The 17,441-nt window shown below is 65.8% G+C and carries 14 protein-coding genes and 2 tRNA genes; 10 read left to right on the top strand and 6 right to left on the bottom strand.

Features of this window, described 5'->3' with window-relative positions:
• Positions 1-772: 772 nt before the first annotated feature.
• The 6 genes from rsmG to rpmH form a co-directional block, all read right to left on the bottom strand.
• Positions 773-1,519, bottom strand: coding sequence for a 16S rRNA (guanine(527)-N(7))-methyltransferase RsmG (gene rsmG / locus ACFVJ5_RS20730; RefSeq protein WP_379222251.1), 747 nt, complete (start codon positions 1,517-1,519; stop codon positions 773-775).
• Between the two features lie 84 nt (positions 1,520-1,603).
• A complete protein-coding gene (locus ACFVJ5_RS20725; RefSeq protein ID WP_056822606.1) occupies positions 1,604-2,140 on the bottom strand; it encodes a R3H domain-containing nucleic acid-binding protein in 537 nt (178 codons plus the stop codon).
• A 25-nt stretch (positions 2,141-2,165) separates the two neighbouring features.
• A complete protein-coding gene (gene yidC / locus ACFVJ5_RS20720; protein ID WP_379222249.1) occupies positions 2,166-3,257 on the bottom strand; it encodes a membrane protein insertase YidC in 1,092 nt (363 codons plus the stop codon).
• A gap of 4 nt (positions 3,258-3,261) precedes the next feature.
• Positions 3,262-3,561: a membrane protein insertion efficiency factor YidD gene (yidD, locus tag ACFVJ5_RS20715; protein ID WP_063005942.1), complete on the bottom strand. Its 300-nt coding sequence runs from the start codon at positions 3,559-3,561 to the stop codon at positions 3,262-3,264.
• Complete coding sequence (gene rnpA, locus ACFVJ5_RS20710; RefSeq protein ID WP_378634616.1) at positions 3,558-3,977, bottom strand: ribonuclease P protein component; 420 nt, start codon at positions 3,975-3,977, stop codon at positions 3,558-3,560. The genes yidD and rnpA overlap by 4 nt, the downstream gene beginning before the upstream one ends.
• 22 nt (positions 3,978-3,999) lie before the next feature.
• A complete protein-coding gene (gene rpmH, locus ACFVJ5_RS20705; protein WP_082843828.1) occupies positions 4,000-4,143 on the bottom strand; it encodes a 50S ribosomal protein L34 in 144 nt (47 codons plus the stop codon).
• A 649-nt stretch (positions 4,144-4,792) separates the two neighbouring features.
• On the opposite strand from rpmH, the gene dnaA reads away from it, so the two are divergent.
• The 10 genes from dnaA to ACFVJ5_RS20655 all read left to right on the top strand — a co-directional run bounded on the left by dnaA (position 4,793) and on the right by ACFVJ5_RS20655 (position 17,440).
• Positions 4,793-7,078: a chromosomal replication initiator protein DnaA gene (gene dnaA / locus ACFVJ5_RS20700; protein ID WP_379222246.1), complete on the top strand. Its 2,286-nt coding sequence runs from the start codon at positions 4,793-4,795 to the stop codon at positions 7,076-7,078.
• Positions 7,079-7,864: 786 nt separating this feature from the next.
• On the top strand, positions 7,865-9,040 hold the full coding sequence (gene dnaN / locus ACFVJ5_RS20695; protein ID WP_056822597.1) for a DNA polymerase III subunit beta: 1,176 nt from the start codon (positions 7,865-7,867) through the stop codon (positions 9,038-9,040).
• A 24-nt stretch (positions 9,041-9,064) separates the two neighbouring features.
• Entirely contained in the window at positions 9,065-10,267 is a 1,203-nt protein-coding gene (gene recF, locus ACFVJ5_RS20690) for a DNA replication/repair protein RecF (RefSeq protein ID WP_379222244.1), read from the top strand.
• Between the two features lie 132 nt (positions 10,268-10,399).
• Positions 10,400-10,936 (top strand): DUF721 family protein, encoded by a 537-nt coding sequence (locus tag ACFVJ5_RS20685; RefSeq protein ID WP_379222242.1) that lies wholly within the window; start codon positions 10,400-10,402, stop codon positions 10,934-10,936.
• A gap of 440 nt (positions 10,937-11,376) precedes the next feature.
• Complete coding sequence (gyrB, locus tag ACFVJ5_RS20680) at positions 11,377-13,410, top strand: DNA topoisomerase (ATP-hydrolyzing) subunit B (protein WP_379222241.1); 2,034 nt, start codon at positions 11,377-11,379, stop codon at positions 13,408-13,410.
• 58 nt (positions 13,411-13,468) lie between these two features.
• Entirely contained in the window at positions 13,469-15,976 is a 2,508-nt protein-coding gene (gene gyrA / locus ACFVJ5_RS20675) for a DNA gyrase subunit A (RefSeq protein WP_379222239.1), read from the top strand.
• Between the two features lie 42 nt (positions 15,977-16,018).
• Positions 16,019-16,990, top strand: coding sequence for a DUF3566 domain-containing protein (locus ACFVJ5_RS20670; RefSeq protein ID WP_379222237.1), 972 nt, complete (start codon positions 16,019-16,021; stop codon positions 16,988-16,990).
• A 134-nt stretch (positions 16,991-17,124) separates the two neighbouring features.
• A tRNA-Ile gene (locus ACFVJ5_RS20665) sits at positions 17,125-17,198 on the top strand.
• 29 nt (positions 17,199-17,227) lie between these two features.
• Positions 17,228-17,335, top strand: a complete 108-nt coding sequence (locus ACFVJ5_RS20660) for a DLW-39 family protein (protein ID WP_214516728.1) — start codon at positions 17,228-17,230, stop codon at positions 17,333-17,335.
• 32 nt (positions 17,336-17,367) lie between these two features.
• Positions 17,368-17,440: transfer RNA gene (locus tag ACFVJ5_RS20655), tRNA-Ala, on the top strand.
• Position 17,441: the final 1 nt, after the last annotated feature.

Here is a 17,441-nt window from a genome sequence, read left to right as displayed (position 1 = left end):
CGGTTAGCGCTCGAAGCGCATGCGCCGCAGGCGCGAGTCTCGAGCGCTAACCGGCGGCCCCTCAGGGCCGCGGACACGCGCGCGCCAGCGCGCCAACAAACACAGCGTCAAACCTCCTGGGACTACCGCACACCCAATCCCAGCCACCAACACACCAACACCCCGCACCACCCACGCACCCCGCATCCAGCCATCGCCGACCCGCAAACGTAGACCGCCGACCACACAAGCTCACAAAAATCCCGACCCCGACTTCACCAACGCCCCGGCGCACCCCATCATCGACAGACTCACCCCGACGATCACCTAACCAGCAAGCTGAAGATTCGATCTCACCAACCGCGACTCGCCCCAGACAACGCATCTCCCGACAACGACGCCCGGCACACGTGCAACGAGCGGAGCCGAACCGAGTAGCCGAGCCACCAACGAATCGCAGTCACGCACATCGCTGACAAGAAGCCCCTTGCGGCGATCCAGCCAATCGAGCAGATCCACCGCCAGTGCGATCCAACTCCGCAAACCCCCGTACTGCAATCACGAAGTCAGATCCGCAGCGCGGAGGGGAGGGGAGGGGAGGGGAGGAAGCGGGGAGGGGGAGGGAAAAGAAGGTATCCCACGTTCCACGTGAAACACTTCCACACCACAAACGCGACACCCCTCCGCACCTACCGAAAATAGACCCGTTCCAACCCCATGCAACGACCCTCGCCCCAATTCGTCACGTTACGAAACACGCAATCCCACCCAGCCAACCAAAACCGAAACCCAATCAGGATTCCCGACGCTTCCGCGCCTTCTTCTCCACCCCAGCAGCCTTCCGCTCACTCCGACGAGTCGGACGCTCACCCCGGGGGAGAAGCTCAGCACTGATCACCAAAGTCGGAATCTCCACGACCCCAGCCCCACACCCGACAACCCGAAGATCAGTAGCACCATCCCGAATCAACTCAGCACCATCACGCTCGAGTTCCTCAGCAGCACTCGTCCCCTTGAGCGCAAGCATCCGACCATGGTCACGAAGCAGGGGCAGCGACCAGTGCGCGAGCTTCGCAAGAGGAGCGACCGCACGCGACGTCACAACATCCGCACCCCCCGCTTCCTTGATCACCCCGGACTGCTCGGCACGACCACGAACCACCGTCACATCCAACCCGGCTTCTTCGATGAACTCGCTCAGGAAGATCGTGCGGCGCAACAGCGGTTCCACGAGCGTGATCCGAAGATCAGGCCGAGCGATTGCCAGCGGGATCCCGGGAAGCCCGGCACCGCTACCGATATCGACAACCGAAGCGCCCTCATCGATCAGCTCGCCGATGACAGCACAGTTGAGGATGTGACGCTCCCACAACCGGGGAACCTCGCGGGGACCGATGAGACCACGTTCCACACCGGCCGTCGCCAGCGCCGCGCAGTAGCGACGAGCGATGTCCAAGCGGTCACCGAACACGCGGGCAGCGGCGGCGGGCGGTTCCAGCTCGTCGGCCGGCGCACCCAGTTCTCGTTCCACGTGAAACATCCTTCCGAGTGATGGCAATGAAAAAGCCCCCGGTCCGAGACCGGAGGCCTAATCACATCGTTCGTGGTTACGGCGGAAGTCAGCCTACTCGGGCACTACCACCACGTGACGATTCGGCTCGACGCCTTCGCTCTCGCTCGCCACACCCTCGATATCGGCGACAGCGTCGTGCACGATCTTGCGCTCGAACGGAGTCATCGCGGACAGCGCTTCGGGCGCGCCCGACTCGAGCACCCGCTTCGCGGCGGCGACGCCGATCTCGCTCAGATCGGTCCGGCGCTGTGCACGCCAACCGGCCACATCGAGCATCAGCCGGCTACGCACTCCGGTCGCCTGCTGCACGGCGAGCCGGGTCAGCTCCTGCAGCGCGTCGAGCACTTCACCGTTGCGCCCGACGAGCTTGGTCAGATCACGGCCGCCGTCGATGCTCACGATGGCGCGGTCGCCCTCGACATCGAGGTCGATATCGCCGTCGAAGTCGAGCACATCGAGTAGCTGCTCGAGGTAGTCGCCCGCGATCTCGCCCTCTTCGATCAACGCTTCTTCGGCGTCGTTCACGACGTCAACAGCAGTCGTCGCCACAGTGGCGTCCCCTCCGTCGGTCTCGGTCTCAACAGTCATTGGATTCCCTCTATCCGATCGCGTCTCAGCGCTTACGCTTCTGGTTCGCACGGCCACGGTTACCCGGCCGCTGCTGCCCGCCGGGCTTGCGCTTACCGCCGCCCTGCTTGGCCGACTGCTTGGGGGCGCCGTTCGTCGCGGCGGTGCCGTTCGTCGAAGAGGTGTCTGCGGCCGGGGCGTCCTGCACTCGTTTGCGGACGTCGACCGGCTTCGCACCGGGCTTGGGTGTCGTCTCGGTACGAACAGCGGCCTTCCTGGCCTTCGCTTCCTCTTCCTTCGCCTTGGCTTCCTGGTCCATCCGGCCGAAGACCAGATGCTGCTGGCCGTAGGTCCAGATGTTGTTGGCCACCCAGTAGATCAGGATGCCGATCATCAGGAAGGGGCCACCGACCATCACGCCGAGCGGGAAGACCCACAGCGACAGCTTGTTCATGATGGCGGCCTGCGGGTTGGCGGCGGCTTCGGGCGTCTGCCGCTTCACCGAAGCCCGTGCGTTGAAGTGCGTCGCCAGACCGGCGATGATCATCAGCGGGATGGCGACGAGCGCGATGCTCAGCTTCGTCGGCGTGCCACCCCAATCCGCGAAGGCTTCCAACTGCTCGGGCGGCGCGGTGATGAACGCCGCGATCGGCGCACCGAAGATGCGGGCGCTCAGGAAGGACTGGACGTCGGCCGCGCTGAAGATGTAGTTCGCGGTGTGCGCGTTGTCGTAGTTCGACATCCCGATCTGGCCCCAGCCGGTGCCCGTTCGGTTGAACGAGCGCAGCACGTGGAACAGACCGAGGAAGACCGGCACCTGCACCAGGACGGGCAGGCAGCCCATGAGCGGGTTGAAGCCGTGCTCCTTCTGGAGCTTCTGCATCTCCTTCGCCATGGTCTCGCGGTCGTTCTTGTACTTCTTCTGCAGCTCCTTGATCTGGGGCTGCAGCTCTTGCATCTGTTTGGTTGTGCGTACCTGCTTGACGAACGGCTTGTACAGCACCAGGCGCAGCGTGAACACGAGGAACACGATCGCCAGTGCCCAAGTGAGGCCGCTGTCAGGCCCGAACACAAAGCCGAAGGCTTTGTGCCAGAACCACAGAATTGCGGATACCGGCCAATAGATGATGTCGAGCACGGCTCTAGGTACTCCCGTCGTTCGTATCGCCGATCAGCGCGGGCGATGACTGTGTGCAGGCTTTCGACCCGCGCTCAGGCACGGGATCCCACCCTCCAGGGTGCCAGGGCGCGCATTTCGCGAGCCGCACGACCGTGAGTGCCGATCCGACGACCAACCCGCGGGTACGCAAGGCAGTCACCGCGTACTCACTGCAGGTGGGGGTGAACCGGCAGATCGGCATCCGGGTGGGGGAGACATAGGTCCGGTAGAGCTCGATCAGGGCGATCAGGGCTTTCGCGGGCAGGCGGGTGAGGGTCCTCATCGCCGTTCACCGGCCGAGGTGCGACCGAGCGCGAGCTCCGGTTCCCCGCGCAAGCCGAGCTTGCGCAGGCCGGTGCGCAGCTGGCGCAGCAACTCGGCGGAATCGGCGGTGGCGGCACCGGGCAGGGCCCGGATCACGACATCGGTGCCGACCGGCAGTTCATCGACCACCTGGGCGCACATATGACGCAGGCGGCGGGCCACCCGGTGGCGAACCACCGCGTTTCCCACCGCCTTGCTGACAATCAGTCCGAACCGAGGACCACCTACGCGGACCAGAGAATCGCCGTCGGCGACATCGTCGTACGCGTGTGTGAGCGCGTGTACGACGAGATCTCGCCTCCCGATTCGCTGACCGCGGCGCACCGTGCGGGAGAATTCGGCACGGTGGTGCAACCGATACGGCTCAGGCAACACCCGAGCGTCCGACTACGCGCGATCAGGCAGTCAGTTCGGTACGGCCCTTACGGCGACGCGCCGCAACGATGGCGCGGCCCGCACGGGTCCGCATCCGGAGACGGAAGCCGTGGACGCGCGCCCGACGACGGTTGTTCGGCTGGAACGTCCGCTTGCCCTTGGCCACGGTCAACACTCCTGTAGTAGGTGGGCACCATTCGGCGCCCGAAGTCTGTACAAATGATTTGTCTGCGCTGCGGACCGCGGTCTACGCACAGATTGCCTTGGCGATCGATGTGCAGCAGACAGCCGCCAACCGCGCCAAGGGGTGACTGTACGAGGGTACTTATCCCGAAGGGACGGGTCAAACTCGGCCCCCACGTACCTGTCACCGGCACAGGTCAAGGCTACCGGACGCCCGAACGGACCAGAGGCCCGGCCCGACCAGGCACGACACGCCCGGGCCGCAGTGACGCATGCGGCCACTTTTCGTGAGTTCTTCCACACCCCTGGCGTTGCGTGGCGCGGCCAGCTAACCTCTGTAGCCGGGGGATTGCTGAAGAACCGCAGGTCCAGCCCCATTCACTGCCACACGCTGGCAGAATTCCTTTATCCCCAGGTTTGTCCACATCTGTGGATAATTATGTGGACAGACGGCCGCAGTGGCATATTCGTAAGGCCGTCGGTGCCCGCGCCGCAGTCCGGAACAACCGGACCACAGCGTTCGAACCGGCTTCGGTTGTACGCAGGATCACTGGATTACACCTGTTCACGGGTGCTTTCCGGCGTGCGCGAAGGCCGTGGGCCCCAACAAACCGGTCCGGGGAGGACGCTGTATGGACGACGAGCAGAACGTGCTGGCCACAGTGTGGCCGGAGGTGGTTGCCGAGCTCACCACCGGCTCTGCCGACGGCGCCATCCCCGCGGTGAGTCGCGCACAGCAGGCCTGGTTGAAGCTGGTGAAGCCACTCACCGTCGCGCAGGGTTTCGCGTTGCTGTCGGTCCCGTCCTCGCTGGCACAGGAGGCGATCGAGCGTGATCTGCGGGAGCCGATCCTGCGATCGCTCGGCCGTCGACTGGGTCCCCAAGTGGAAGGACTCGGGGTGCGCATCGCCGCGCCGAGCCCGGCCGCGGGGGAGCGGGCCGGTAGTTCGCCCCGCCACGCGAGGATGACGAGCAGGCCGGAGCGTCCGCGCGAGCAGGTGCGCCCGCCCGCCGGTTATCCCGGCCCCGATTTCAGTGTTCCCGATTACGCCGCCCGCGGTGAGTACGGCAGGCCGCGTTACGGCGCGGGCGAGTACCCCGTCCAGGGCGGCGAGTACGGCAACGACTATCAGTCGTCTCCCGACTATCCGGCCAACGGCGAGTACCCGAACAGCTACGGCGGCCGCGAGTACCCCGGGCAGGCCGGCGAGTACGGCGAGCGCAACGACTACGCGGGGCACCGCGAGTACCCGGCTGAATCGGAGTACCAGCAGCAACAGCCCGAATACCAGCAACAGCCGGAGTACCAGCAGAACCCGTCGGAGTTCGGCCAGCAGCCCGAATACCAGCAGGCTCCGTCGGAGTACGGCCAGCAACCGGAGTACAAGCAGCCGCCCTCGGAATACGGCCAGCAGCCGGAATACCAGCAGGCTCCGTCCGATTTCAGCCAGCCTGCCGAGTACCAGGGCGACCGCAACGAGTTCCACGGCACCGATTTCGAGCCGACCGCGGCGTACCCCGTACCCGACTATCCCGGCGCCGAGTTCGGCGGCCGCGGTGAGTTCCGTGGCGCGCGTCCGGACCAGCGAGTCCCCGAGACCGCACCGCCCGCCCGCCGCGAGCAGGCCGCGCCGCCGCGCCGCGACCATTCCGGCCAGGAGTCGCTGTTCACTCCCGACCCGGCGCCGCAGCGCGCGCCGAACCGCGGCAGGCCGTCCGAAGAGCCCGCCGCCGCTCGTGCCGAGGAGCCGAGCGCCGAGGGGCAGGACAAGCCGTTCCCCGGTCAGCCCGGCGCGCAGCCGGTCGACGACGAACCCGTGGTGAGCAACCGCAACAACTGGCCGACCTATTTCAACAAGTCGCCCGAGGCGCCGCCGCAGTCCTCGTCGTCGGCAAGTCTCAATGCCAAGTACACGTTCGAGACCTTCGTCATCGGCGCGTCCAACCGGTTCGCACACGCTGCCGCGGTCGCCATCGCGGAGGCGCCCGCGCGCGCCTACAACCCGCTGTTCGTCTGGGGCGCTTCGGGATTGGGAAAAACCCACCTGCTGCACGCGGCGGGTCACTACGCGCAGCGACTGTTCCCCGGCATGCGGGTGAAGTACGTCTCGACCGAGGAATTCACCAACGACTTCATCAACAGCCTGCGCGACGACCGCAAGGTCGCGTTCAAGCGTCGCTACCGCGAGACCGACATCCTGCTGGTCGACGACATCCAGTTCATCGAGGGCAAGGAAGGCATCCAGGAGGAGTTCTTCCACACCTTCAACACCCTGCACAACGCGAACAAGCAGATCGTGGTGTCCTCGGACCGCCCGCCCAAGCAGCTGGCCACCCTGGAGGAACGGCTGCGGACCCGCTTCGAATGGGGCCTGATCACCGATGTGCAGCCTCCTGAGCTGGAGACACGCATCGCGATTCTGCGCAAGAAGGCGCGGATGGATCGGCTCGATGTGCCGCACGACGTGCTCGAGCTGATCGCGAGCCGGGTGGAGCGCAACATCCGCGAGCTCGAGGGTGCGCTGATCCGGGTGACGGCGTTCGCCTCGCTCAACGGTCAGCCGCTCGACCTCTCGCTGGCCGAGGTGGTGCTGCGCGACCTGATGCCCGACACGGCGGCCCTGGAGATCAACGCGGCGACGATCATGGCCGTCACCGCCGAGTACTTCAACACCACGCTCGAGGAGCTGACCGGCCCCGGCAAGGCGCGTCCGCTGGCGCAGGCCAGGCAGATCGCGATGTACCTGTGCCGTGAGCTCACCGATCTGTCGCTGCCCAAGATCGGGCAGGCGTTCGGTCGAGACCACACCACGGTGATGTACGCCGAGAAAAAAGTGCGCAAGGAGATGACCGAGCGCCGTCGGGTCTACGACCAGGTCCAAGAACTCACAGCCCGAATTAAACAGCGCTCCCGCTGATTTCATCCCCAACCCTGAACACCGCCCTGACCTGGGGCGGTGTTCTTTTTTGCCCTGGGGATTCCTCGAGGAATTCCTGTGGATTCCTCGAGGAATCCCCACCTTTGTGCACCGGTCGGTGCACAGGGTGTTGGGCGAGGGTGTGCAGCGTTCATGCACAGGCAGTTGTCCACATCATCCACAAGACGCTCCACTAACACCTGTGCACTAGCGGTGACCTGCGGCGTCACCGAATCCGGCCTGTGGATTCCTCGAGGAGTCCCTGTGGAGTCCTCGAGGAATCCCCACCGTTGCCACCAGGCTGGCCCGACGTGTGAACAACTGGGTGAATCCGGTGGAACAACTCGAGGACAACTCGAGGATGGAATGGGGACAACTTCGCGCCTCCACAGCCACCGCTGATTCATCCTCGAGTCACCCCAAGGCCATCCCCATGCCATCAAGCGCTCTGACCTGCGGATTCGGGCGAAATCCACAGATTCCACAGTGCCTACTACTACTTCAGTTCTCCTTCTAGAGAGAACTCTTTTAAAACAGGGTGTGTGGAAACTCGGTTGGGGAGGCTCGAGTCAGGCGGTCGTTCACTCACAAGCAGGCAAGGAGGAGCGGGGCGGTTCGACGAGCAGAAATCGACCGGGAGGGTCGATGCGGAGTTCGCGCACTGCACGGGTACCGTTTGGTTGTCGGTTGGTTGTGCGAGACTCAATGCGCGGCCGACACAGCAGTTCAACTCCGCTGACACACCCCCGCACACGGATTCGAAACTCGGAGAGGACAAATCGGGCGATGGAGCTTGCGAGCATGAAGTTTCGGGTCGCCCGAGAGGACTTCGCCGAATCGGTGGCCTGGGTGGCGCGCAGTCTCCCGTCCCGGCCTCCGGTGCCTGTTCTCGGCGGTGTGCTGCTGGTGGCCGACGAGAACGGCCTGACGGTCTCCGGGTTCGACTACGAGGTCTCCGCGCAGATGCGCGTCGCGGCCGAGGTCGCCGGTCCCGGCCAGGTGCTGGTCTCGGGCCGCCTGCTCGCCGACATCACCAAGTCGCTGTCGAACAAGCCGGTCGATGTGTCCGTCGACGGCACCCGCGTGCTCATCGCCTGTGGCAGCGCGAAGTTCTCCCTGCCGACCATGCCGGTCGAGGACTATCCCCAATTGCCCGAGGTGCCGCAGCAGACCGGTGAACTCACCGTCGACGTGTTCGCCGAGGCCGTCGGCCAGGTCGCCGTCGCCGCGGGTCGCGACGACACCCTGCCGATGCTCACCGGCATCCGGGTCGAGATCGAGGGCAACGACGTGGTGCTCGCCGCCACCGACCGCTTCCGCCTCGCCGTGCGCCATCTGCAGTGGCAGCCCACCCGCTCCGATATCGAGACCGCGGTGCTCATTCCCGCGCGCACGCTGTCCGAGGCCGCCAAGACCCTCGGTGCCGCCGAGGCACCGGTCCAGCTGTCGCTGGGCAGTGGTGGCGGCGCCGACGGCCTGCTCGGCATCGTCAACGGCGGCCGGCGGACCACCACCCGATTGCTCGACGCGGAATTCCCCAAGTTCCGCCAATTGCTCCCCAAGGAGCACACCTCCATCGCCACCCTGCCCGTCGCCGTGCTGTCCGAGGCGATCAAGCGTGTCGCCCTGGTGGCCGAGCGCGGTGCCCAGGTGCGGCTCGAGTTCTCCACAGACGGCGTACTGCTGTCGGCGGGTGGGGACGACGCGGGCCGGGCCGAGGAATGGCTGGAAGCCGATTTCCGCGGCGAACCGCTCACCATTGCGTTCAACCCCGGTTACCTCACCGAGGGCCTGGCCGCGCTGCACACCGACCGGGTCACGTTCGGGTTCACCACTCCCAGCCGTCCGGCGGTGCTGCTGCCCGCCTCCGACGAGGAGCCCAAGGTGCTCGAGTCGGGCGCGTTCGCGGCGCTGGAGAGCCAGTACATCTACCTGTTGATGCCGGTCCGGCTGCCCGGCTGAGCAGGCAGGGGCGGCTAGGCCTACATGTTCATCCGTGAGCTGTCGGTCCGTGATTTCCGTTCGTGGGAACACGCCGATCTCGAGTTGTCCCCAGGGCGCACGGTGCTCCTGGGGGCGAATGGCAACGGCAAGACGAATCTGCTCGAGGCCGTCGGTTATCTGGCGACGCTCGGCTCACACCGCGTCTCCGCCGACGCGCCGCTGATCCGGATGGGCGCCACCCAGGCCAGGATCGGGGCCACCGTGGTGAACACCGGGCGGGAACTGCGCGTGGATGTGGAACTCAAGGCGGGCAGTGCCAACCGCGCGCAGATCAATCGCTCGCCGGTGCGCCGCTCGCGCGAGATCCTGGGGATTCTGCAGACCGTGTTGTTCGCGCCGGAGGATCTGGCGCTGGTGCGTGGGGATCCGGGGGAGCGGCGGCGGTTCCTCGACGAGTTGTCCACAGCCCGGTTGCCCAGGCTCGCCGGCGTGCGCGCCGACTACGACAAGGTGTTGCGGCAGCGTTCGGCGCTGTTGAAAACCGCTGGGCGCCAATCGCGTTCACGTGCCGATCTGGGCACCCTCGACGTGTGGGACGGGCACCTCGCCGAGCACGCGGCGGTGCTGCTCGCCGAACGATTGCGCCTGGTCCACGACCTGTATCCCCATCTGTCCCAGGCCTATCGGTCGATCGCACCCGAATCACGTCCTGCCGCAATCGCTTACCGCTCCGGGTATCTCCCACCGGAACTCCTCGATCCGGCCAGGGCGCCCGAGGCGAGTGATGCACAGCTGCTGCACGAGATCATGCTGCGCGAACTGGCCGCCGCCAGGAATCGGGAACTCGATCGCGGGGTCTGTCTGGTCGGCCCGCATCGCGACGATCTGGAGTTGCTGCTCGGCAGCGCGCCCGCGAAGGGATTCGCCAGTCACGGCGAGTCCTGGTCGTTCGCCCTCGCGCTGCGGTTGGCCTCGTTCGAGCTGTTGCGCGGTGAAGGCTCCGAACCGGTGCTGCTGCTCGACGACGTGTTCGCCGAGCTCGACCGCCGCCGTCGCACCGCGCTCGCGGAGGTGGCCGCGGGTGCCGAGCAGGTATTGATCACGGCCGCGGTGGCCGAGGACGTGCCGTCGGAACTGGCCGCCGAACCGCTGCGTGTGCACACGACCGGCGAGGCGGACCGCCGTACCTCACAGATCGTCACCGAAGTCGTCCAACACGCCGAAGATATGCACAGATCGCGATAGTTATCCCCAGCCCCTGTGGAAAACCGGCAACATGCTGGAAATATGCCGGATCGCTGCTCGACGAGGCCGTCGGCGCCCCGGCGTAGACTCCTTCCACACTCGGCCACCCTCGACACCGGAAGGCGGAAACCCGTGCCGGAAGAACCCGCACCGGAACTGCGCGGCATCGATCTGGCCCGCCGGGCGCTGGAAGAGGCGCGGGCCGCGGCCAAGGCCAGCGGCAAGTCCGTCGGTCAGGGCAGGGCCTCCCCGGTGCGCAAGCTGCGGGCCGGTGGCAGGCGTCGCAGCGGCTGGTCCGGGTCGGGTCCCGATGCCCGTGATCCTCAGCTCCTCGGCGCGCTCAGCGGCACGCTCGCGAAGAATCGTGGCTGGTCAGGCAAGGTAGCCGAGGGCACCGTGTTCGGCAGCTGGCCGCGGGTGGTCGGTGAGGACATCGCCTCCCACGCCACTCCGGTGACCCTGGAGAACGGTGTGCTCAAGATCGCCGCCGAGTCCACCGCGTGGGCCACCCAACTACGCATGTTGCAGAGCCAGATCCTGGCCAAGATCAGTGCCGCGGTCGGTCATGGAGTGGTCACGTCGCTGCGCATCACCGGCCCCGCCGCGCCGAGCTGGCGCAAGGGCGATCGCCACATCAAGGGTCGTGGCCCGCGCGATACCTACGGGTAGCCGCGCGGTGACCGGAGCGAGATCCGTTGCGCCCGCGCCGCTCTCAGGCCCCAAGTTGTGGACATGTGCATAGAGCCTGTGGATAACTTCGAAGGCGACATCTGATTTCGCGAGGACATGGGTAACTCCCCTGGAACCCCACAAATCTCACGTGTCCCGACCGCAGGTCCGAGGACATACTCTATTCGCGCCTACGACCGGCAAAATACCCGGGGAGGCGGAACCGCCTCGCGGTCGGACGATTTCTTGCATTCACGGCGAAGCCAGGGGTGTCGTAGGTGCACTGTAAGTTGGGCTTACCAGTAGGATGGTGACGTAACCAGCGGCGAACCCTCGGCGCGTGCTGTGCAGTCCGTGATATCTGATGGCTCTTCCGAGCCGTGCGCGTGCTGCCCGGATCGCTGCGCCAGGGATCAGCAAGTAAGGAGAGCTACCGAGAAGTGGCTGCCAACGACTCCAACGCATCGGGCAACAATTCAGGCTACGGTGCCTCTTCCATCACGGTCCTCGAAGGCCTCGAGGCGGTGCGCAAGCGCCCTGGCATGTACATCGGTTCCACCGGTGAACGCGGTCTGCACCACCTCATCTGGGAGGTTGTGGACAACTCGGTCGACGAGGCGATGGCCGGCTACGCCACCAAGGTCGAGGTGACCTTGCTCGCCGACGGCGGCGTCGAGGTGATCGACGACGGTCGTGGTATCCCGGTCGGGATGCACGCCCAGGGCGTGCCGACGATCGAGGTCGTCATGACCCAGCTGCACGCCGGCGGCAAGTTCGACTCCGACTCCTACGCGGTGTCGGGTGGTCTGCACGGTGTCGGTATCTCGGTGGTGAACGCGCTCTCGACCAAGGTCGAGGTCGAGATCGACGTCGACGGCTACCACTGGACCCAGACCTACAAGGACGCCAAGCCCGGCAAGCTGGTGCAGGGCGAGCCGATCAAGGCCACCGGTACCACGGTGCGTTTCTGGGCCGATCCGGACATCTTCGAGACCACGACCTACAACTTCGAGACCGTGGCGCGGCGCCTGCAGGAGATGGCCTTCCTGAACAAGGGCCTCACCATCAAGCTCACCGACGAGCGGGTCGCCGTCGGCGACGTCATCGACGAGGTTGTCAGCGAGACCGCCGAGGCGCCCAAGGACGCCGAGGTCGTCGCCGCCGAAGCGGTCGAGCACAAGGTGAAGACCCGCACCTACCACTACCCGGGCGGCCTGGTGGACTTCGTCCGCCACATCAACCGCACCAAGTCGGCCATCCACAACTCGGTCGTCGGCTACACGGTCAAGGGCACCGGCCACGAGCTCGAGGTCGCGATGCAGTGGAACTCGGGTTACTCCGAGTCGGTCCACACCTTCGCCAACACGATCAACACCCATGAGGGCGGCACCCACGAAGAGGGCTTCCGCGCGGCGCTCACCACGGTGGTCAACAAGTACGCCAAGGAGAAGAAGCTCCTCAAGGAGAAGGACGGCAACCTCACCGGTGACGACATCCGCGAGGGCCTGGCCGCCATCGTGAGCGTCAAGGTCGGCGAGCCGCAGTTCGAGGGCCAGACCAAGACCAAGCTGGGCAACACCGAGGTCAAGTCGTTCGTGCAGCGCGCCTGCAACGAGCACCTGCAGCACTGGTTCGAGGCCAATCCGGCCGACGCGAAGACCATCGTGCAGAAGGCGGTGTCCTCGGCGCAGGCCCGGATGGCTGCCCGTAAGGCGCGCGAGCTGGTGCGTCGCAAGTCGGCGACCGACCTGGGCGGGCTGCCGGGCAAGCTGGCCGACTGCCGGTCCAAGGATCCGGGCAAGTGCGAGATCTACATCGTCGAGGGCGACTCCGCCGGTGGCTCGGCGAAGTCGGGCCGCGACTCGATGTACCAGGCGATCCTGCCGCTGCGCGGCAAGATCATCAACGTCGAGAAGGCCCGCATCGACCGCGTCCTCAAGAACAACGAGGTCCAGTCGATCATCACCGCGTTCGGCACCGGTATCCACGACGAGTTCGATATCGCCAAGCTGCGCTACAACAAGATCATCCTGATGGCCGACGCCGACGTGGACGGTCAGCACATCGCGACGCTGCTGCTCACGCTGCTGTTCCGCTTCATGCGTCCGCTGGTCGAGCACGGTCACGTGTACCTGGCCCAGCCGCCGCTGTACAAGCTCAAGTGGATGCGCTCGGACCCGGAGTTCGCCTACTCCGACCGTGAGCGCGACGCGCTGGTCGAGGCCGGTCTCGCGGCAGGCAAGAAGATCAACAAGGACGACGGCATCCAGCGCTACAAGGGTCTGGGCGAGATGAACGCCAAGGAGCTGTGGGAAACCACGATGGACCCCGCGGTTCGGGTACTTCGTCAGGTGACGCTCGACGACGCGGCCGCGGCCGACGAGCTGTTCTCCGTGCTGATGGGCGAGGACGTGGAGGCACGTCGCAGCTTCATCACCCGCAATGCCAAGGACGTCCGTTTCCTCGACGTGTAAGCGGCGCGGCGCCTGAAGGGCGCGCCCGCTCGCATGTCGGCCCCTCGAAGGAGATTTGATGACTGAGACCACGCTGCCACCGTCCGGCGGTGCGGGCGACCGGACCGAACCGGTCGATATCCAGACCGAAATGCAGAACAGCTACATCGACTACGCGATGAGCGTGATCGTGGGCCGTGCGCTGCCCGATGTGCGCGACGGCCTCAAGCCGGTGCACCGGCGCGTGCTCTACGCGATGTACGACAACGGCTACCGCCCCGATCGCGGCTATGTGAAGTCCGCGCGCCCGGTCGCCGAGACCATGGGTAACTACCACCCGCACGGCGACTCGTCGATCTACGACACCCTCGTGCGTATGGCCCAGCCGTGGTCGCTGCGCTACCCGCTGGTCGACGGCCAGGGCAACTTCGGTTCTCGGGGCAACGACGGCGCGGCCGCCATGCGATACACCGAGTGCCGCCTGACGCCGCTCGCGATGGAGATGCTGCGCGATATCGACTCCGAAACGGTCGATTTCGTCCCGAACTACGACGGTCGCTCGCAGGAGCCGACCGTGCTGCCCGCGCGCGTGCCCGCCCTGCTGATGAACGGCTCCAACGGCATCGCGGTCGGCATGGCGACCAACATCCCGCCGCACAACCTCAACGAGCTGGCCGAGGCCATCTACTGGGCGCTGGAGAACTACGAGGCCGACGAGGAATCCACCCTCGCCGCCTGCATGGAACGCGTCAAGGGCCCCGACTTCCCGACCCACGGCCTGATCGTGGGCGGTCAGGGCATCCAGGACGCCTACACCACCGGTCGCGGTTCGATCCGGATGCGCGGTGTGGTCGAGATCGAGGAAGACGCGCGCGGGCGCACCACGATCGTCATCACCGAACTGCCGTACCAGGTCAATACCGACAACTTCGTCAACTCCATCGCCGAGCAGGTGAAGGACGCGAAGATCGCGGGTATCTCCGATATCCACGACGAGTCGTCCGACCGCGTCGGCATGCGCATCGTGGTCACGGTCAAGCGTGACGCGGTGGCCAAGGTGGTGCTGAACAACCTCTACAAGCACACCCAGCTGCAGACCAGCTTCGGCGCGAACATGCTCTCGATCGTCGACGGCGTCCCGCGCACGCTGCGACTGGATCAGATGATTCGCTACTACGTGAATCACCAGCTCGAGGTCATCGTCCGGCGCACCCGCTACCTGCTGCGCAAGGCCGAGGAGCGGGCCCACATCCTGCGCGGCCTTGTCAAGGCCCTTGACATGCTCGACCAGGTCATCGCGTTGATCCGCGGGGCGGCCAACACCGACACCGCGCGCACCGGCCTGATGCAGCTGCTCGACATCGACGAGATCCAGTCGACCGCCATCCTCGACATGCAGCTGCGTCGACTGTCGGCCCTGGAACGTCAGCGCATCATCGACGATCTGGCCAAGATCGAGATCGAGATCGCCGACTACAAGGACATTCTCGACAAGCCCGAGCGTCAGCGCGCGATCGTGCGCGACGAGCTGGCCGAGATCGTCGAGAAGTACGGCGACGACCGTCGGACCAGGATCATCGCCGCCGACGGTGACGTCGCGGACGAGGATCTGATCGCGCGCGAAGACGTGGTGGTCACGATCACCGAGACCGGCTACGCCAAGCGCACCAAGACCGACCTGTACCGCTCGCAGAAGCGTGGCGGCAAGGGCGTGATGGGCGCCGGTCTCAAGCAGGACGACATCGTCAAGCACTTCTTCGTGTCGTCCACGCACGACTGGCTGCTGTTCTTCACCAACAAGGGCCGCGTCTACCGGGCCAAGGCCTACGAGCTGCCCGAGGCCAACCGGACCGCGCGCGGTCAGCACGTGGCCAACCTGCTCGCCTTCCAGCCGGATGAGAAGATCGCCCAGATCATCCAGCTCAAGACCTACGAGGACGCGCCGTACCTCGTGCTCGCGACACGCGCGGGTTTGGTGAAGAAGTCGAAACTCACCGATTTCGACTCCAACCGCTCCGGCGGCATCGTCGCGGTGAACCTGCGCGATGACGACGAATTGGTCGGTGCGGTGCTGTGCTCGTCCGACGATGACCTGCTCCTGGTCTCGGCGCACGGTCAGTCGATCCGCTTCGCGGCGACTGATGAGGCGCTGCGTCCGATGGGTCGCGCCACCTCCGGCGTGCAGGGCATGCGCTTCAACACCGACGACGAGCTGCTCTCGCTCAATGTGGTGCGTCTGGAGACATATCTGCTGGTCGCAACGGCCGGCGGGTACGCGAAGCGGACCGCGATCGAGGAGTACACGGCGCAGGGACGCGGCGGAAAAGGCGTATTGACAATCCAATACGATCCGAAGCGTGGCAGCCTGGTGGGTGCGCTCATCGTCGATGACGAGGACGAGCTGTACGCGATCACTTCCAGTGGTGGCGTCATCCGCACCGCAGCCAAGCAGGTTCGTAAGGCCGGACGCCAGACCAAGGGCGTGCGATTGATGAACCTCGCGGATGGCGATACCTTGCTAGCGATCGCGCGCAACGCCGACGAGCCCGATCCCGATCAGCTCCTCGGCGACGTGGCTTCGGAGTAACACACCAAATAGCGGCGGCAACGAACGGATCTGAGGATTCCATTGACCACACCGAATCAGTCGAACGACGATCGGAACCAGACCAACGGCGTCACCGAGCGGATCGCCACGTCTCCGATCCCGCCGCGGCCGATCCCACGCCAGGGCGGTCCGGCCGAGGGCGCGGCGCCGGAATCCGGTGCGGCCGGGACCGATTCGTTCGACGGCAAGGGCAGCAAATCGTCGCCCTACCAGGACGGGTGGGCTCAGCTTCCGCAGCGTGAACCGCAGTCGAACCTGTACCGGCCCGGCGAAGCGCCGAGTCAGGGGCGGCCCTCGTCCGGGGCATCGGGCGGCGGCGGTCTCAAGGGCAGTGGGGCGTCCAACGCCCGCACCACTGCCGACCTGGCGGCCAAGGCGGCTCGCAAGGAAGCGGCGATGGTGAAGTCCGTCGGTATCGACGGGCCGACCCGCAGTATCGCGCGTCCGGAACTGGTCAAGGACATGCCCGACCTGTCCGACGTGCGCCACCCGGCACCCGAGGCGCCGGTGGCGCCGCCCGGGCTGCCGATGGCGCCGCAGCCCCAGCACCACATGGGGCCGAGCGCGCGGGCAGCCGCGGCGGGCAGCGTCTCGCCCGCGGTGCCGGTGGCCATCGCGGCCGCCGCGTCGGGTGAGCCACTACGCGCGACCGTGCAGATCCGCCGGATCGACCCGTGGTCGACCCTGAAGATCACGCTGGTGATCAGTGTCGCGCTGTTCTTCGTGTGGATGCTGGCCGTCGGCCTGCTCTACATCGTGCTGGCGGGCATGGGCGTGTGGGACAACCTGGACAACTCGCTGGGCGAGATGCTGAACCAGGAGGGCAGCTCGTCGAGCCTGATCGACGCGGGCACGGTGTTCGGCTACGCGGGCGTGATCGGCCTGATCAACGTGGTGCTGTTCACTGCGCTGGCCACGGTCGGCGTGTTCATCTACAACCAGTGCTGCGATCTGGTCGGTGGCATCCAGGTAACCCTGGCCGATCCCGACTAGAAACAGGTTTTCCGGTACGGCCGGTCGGTCCCAGGAAACTGGGTCTGACCGGCCGTTTTGGTTATCGGCAGGCAGGTAAGGTAACCTCGTTTCTCGTTGCGGTTCACTGCTCCGGCGGGGATCGAAACGAGTTCGGGCCTATAGCTCAGGCGGTTAGAGCGCTTCGCTGATAACGAAGAGGTCGGAGGTTCAAGTCCTCCTAGGCCCACTCCCGAACAGCACAGTAGGGTGGGAATCATGAAGATTGTCCTCATGGTCGGTGTTGTGATCGCCGTTCTCATCGGTGTCAACAAATTCCGCAAGCGCGACGACGCAGACCTCTGGCGCGAGGTCACCACCCGCTGATTTCGGGTTGCCAACCGGTCGATGACCGGTAAGGGGCCTTAGCTCAATTGGCAGAGCACTGCCTTTGCAAGGCAGGGGTTAGGGGTTCGATTCCCCTAGGCTCCAC

It is taken from the genome of Nocardia sp. NPDC127606, from assembly GCF_042671725.1.
Lineage (GTDB): Bacteria > Actinomycetota > Actinomycetes > Mycobacteriales > Mycobacteriaceae > Nocardia.
Note: the sequence above shows the minus strand (reverse complement) of the source record. Positions and strands in the feature narration are given on the sequence as shown.

Excerpts from the sequence above, each read along its gene's own strand:
- rsmG (WP_379222251.1), bottom strand. The coding sequence starts at position 1,519 with ATGTTTCACGTGGAACGAGAACTGGGTGCGCCGGCCGACGAGCTGGAA.
- ACFVJ5_RS20725 (WP_056822606.1), bottom strand. The coding sequence starts at position 2,140 with ATGACTGTTGAGACCGAGACCGACGGAGGGGACGCCACTGTGGCGACG.
- yidD (WP_063005942.1), bottom strand. The coding sequence starts at position 3,561 with ATGAGGACCCTCACCCGCCTGCCCGCGAAAGCCCTGATCGCCCTGATC.
- dnaA (WP_379222246.1), top strand. The coding sequence starts at position 4,793 with ATGGACGACGAGCAGAACGTGCTGGCCACAGTGTGGCCGGAGGTGGTT.
- dnaN (WP_056822597.1), top strand. The coding sequence starts at position 7,865 with ATGGAGCTTGCGAGCATGAAGTTTCGGGTCGCCCGAGAGGACTTCGCC.
- recF (WP_379222244.1), top strand. The coding sequence starts at position 9,065 with ATGTTCATCCGTGAGCTGTCGGTCCGTGATTTCCGTTCGTGGGAACAC.
- gyrA (WP_379222239.1), top strand. The coding sequence starts at position 13,469 with ATGACTGAGACCACGCTGCCACCGTCCGGCGGTGCGGGCGACCGGACC.
- ACFVJ5_RS20660 (WP_214516728.1), top strand. The coding sequence starts at position 17,228 with ATGAAGATTGTCCTCATGGTCGGTGTTGTGATCGCCGTTCTCATCGGT.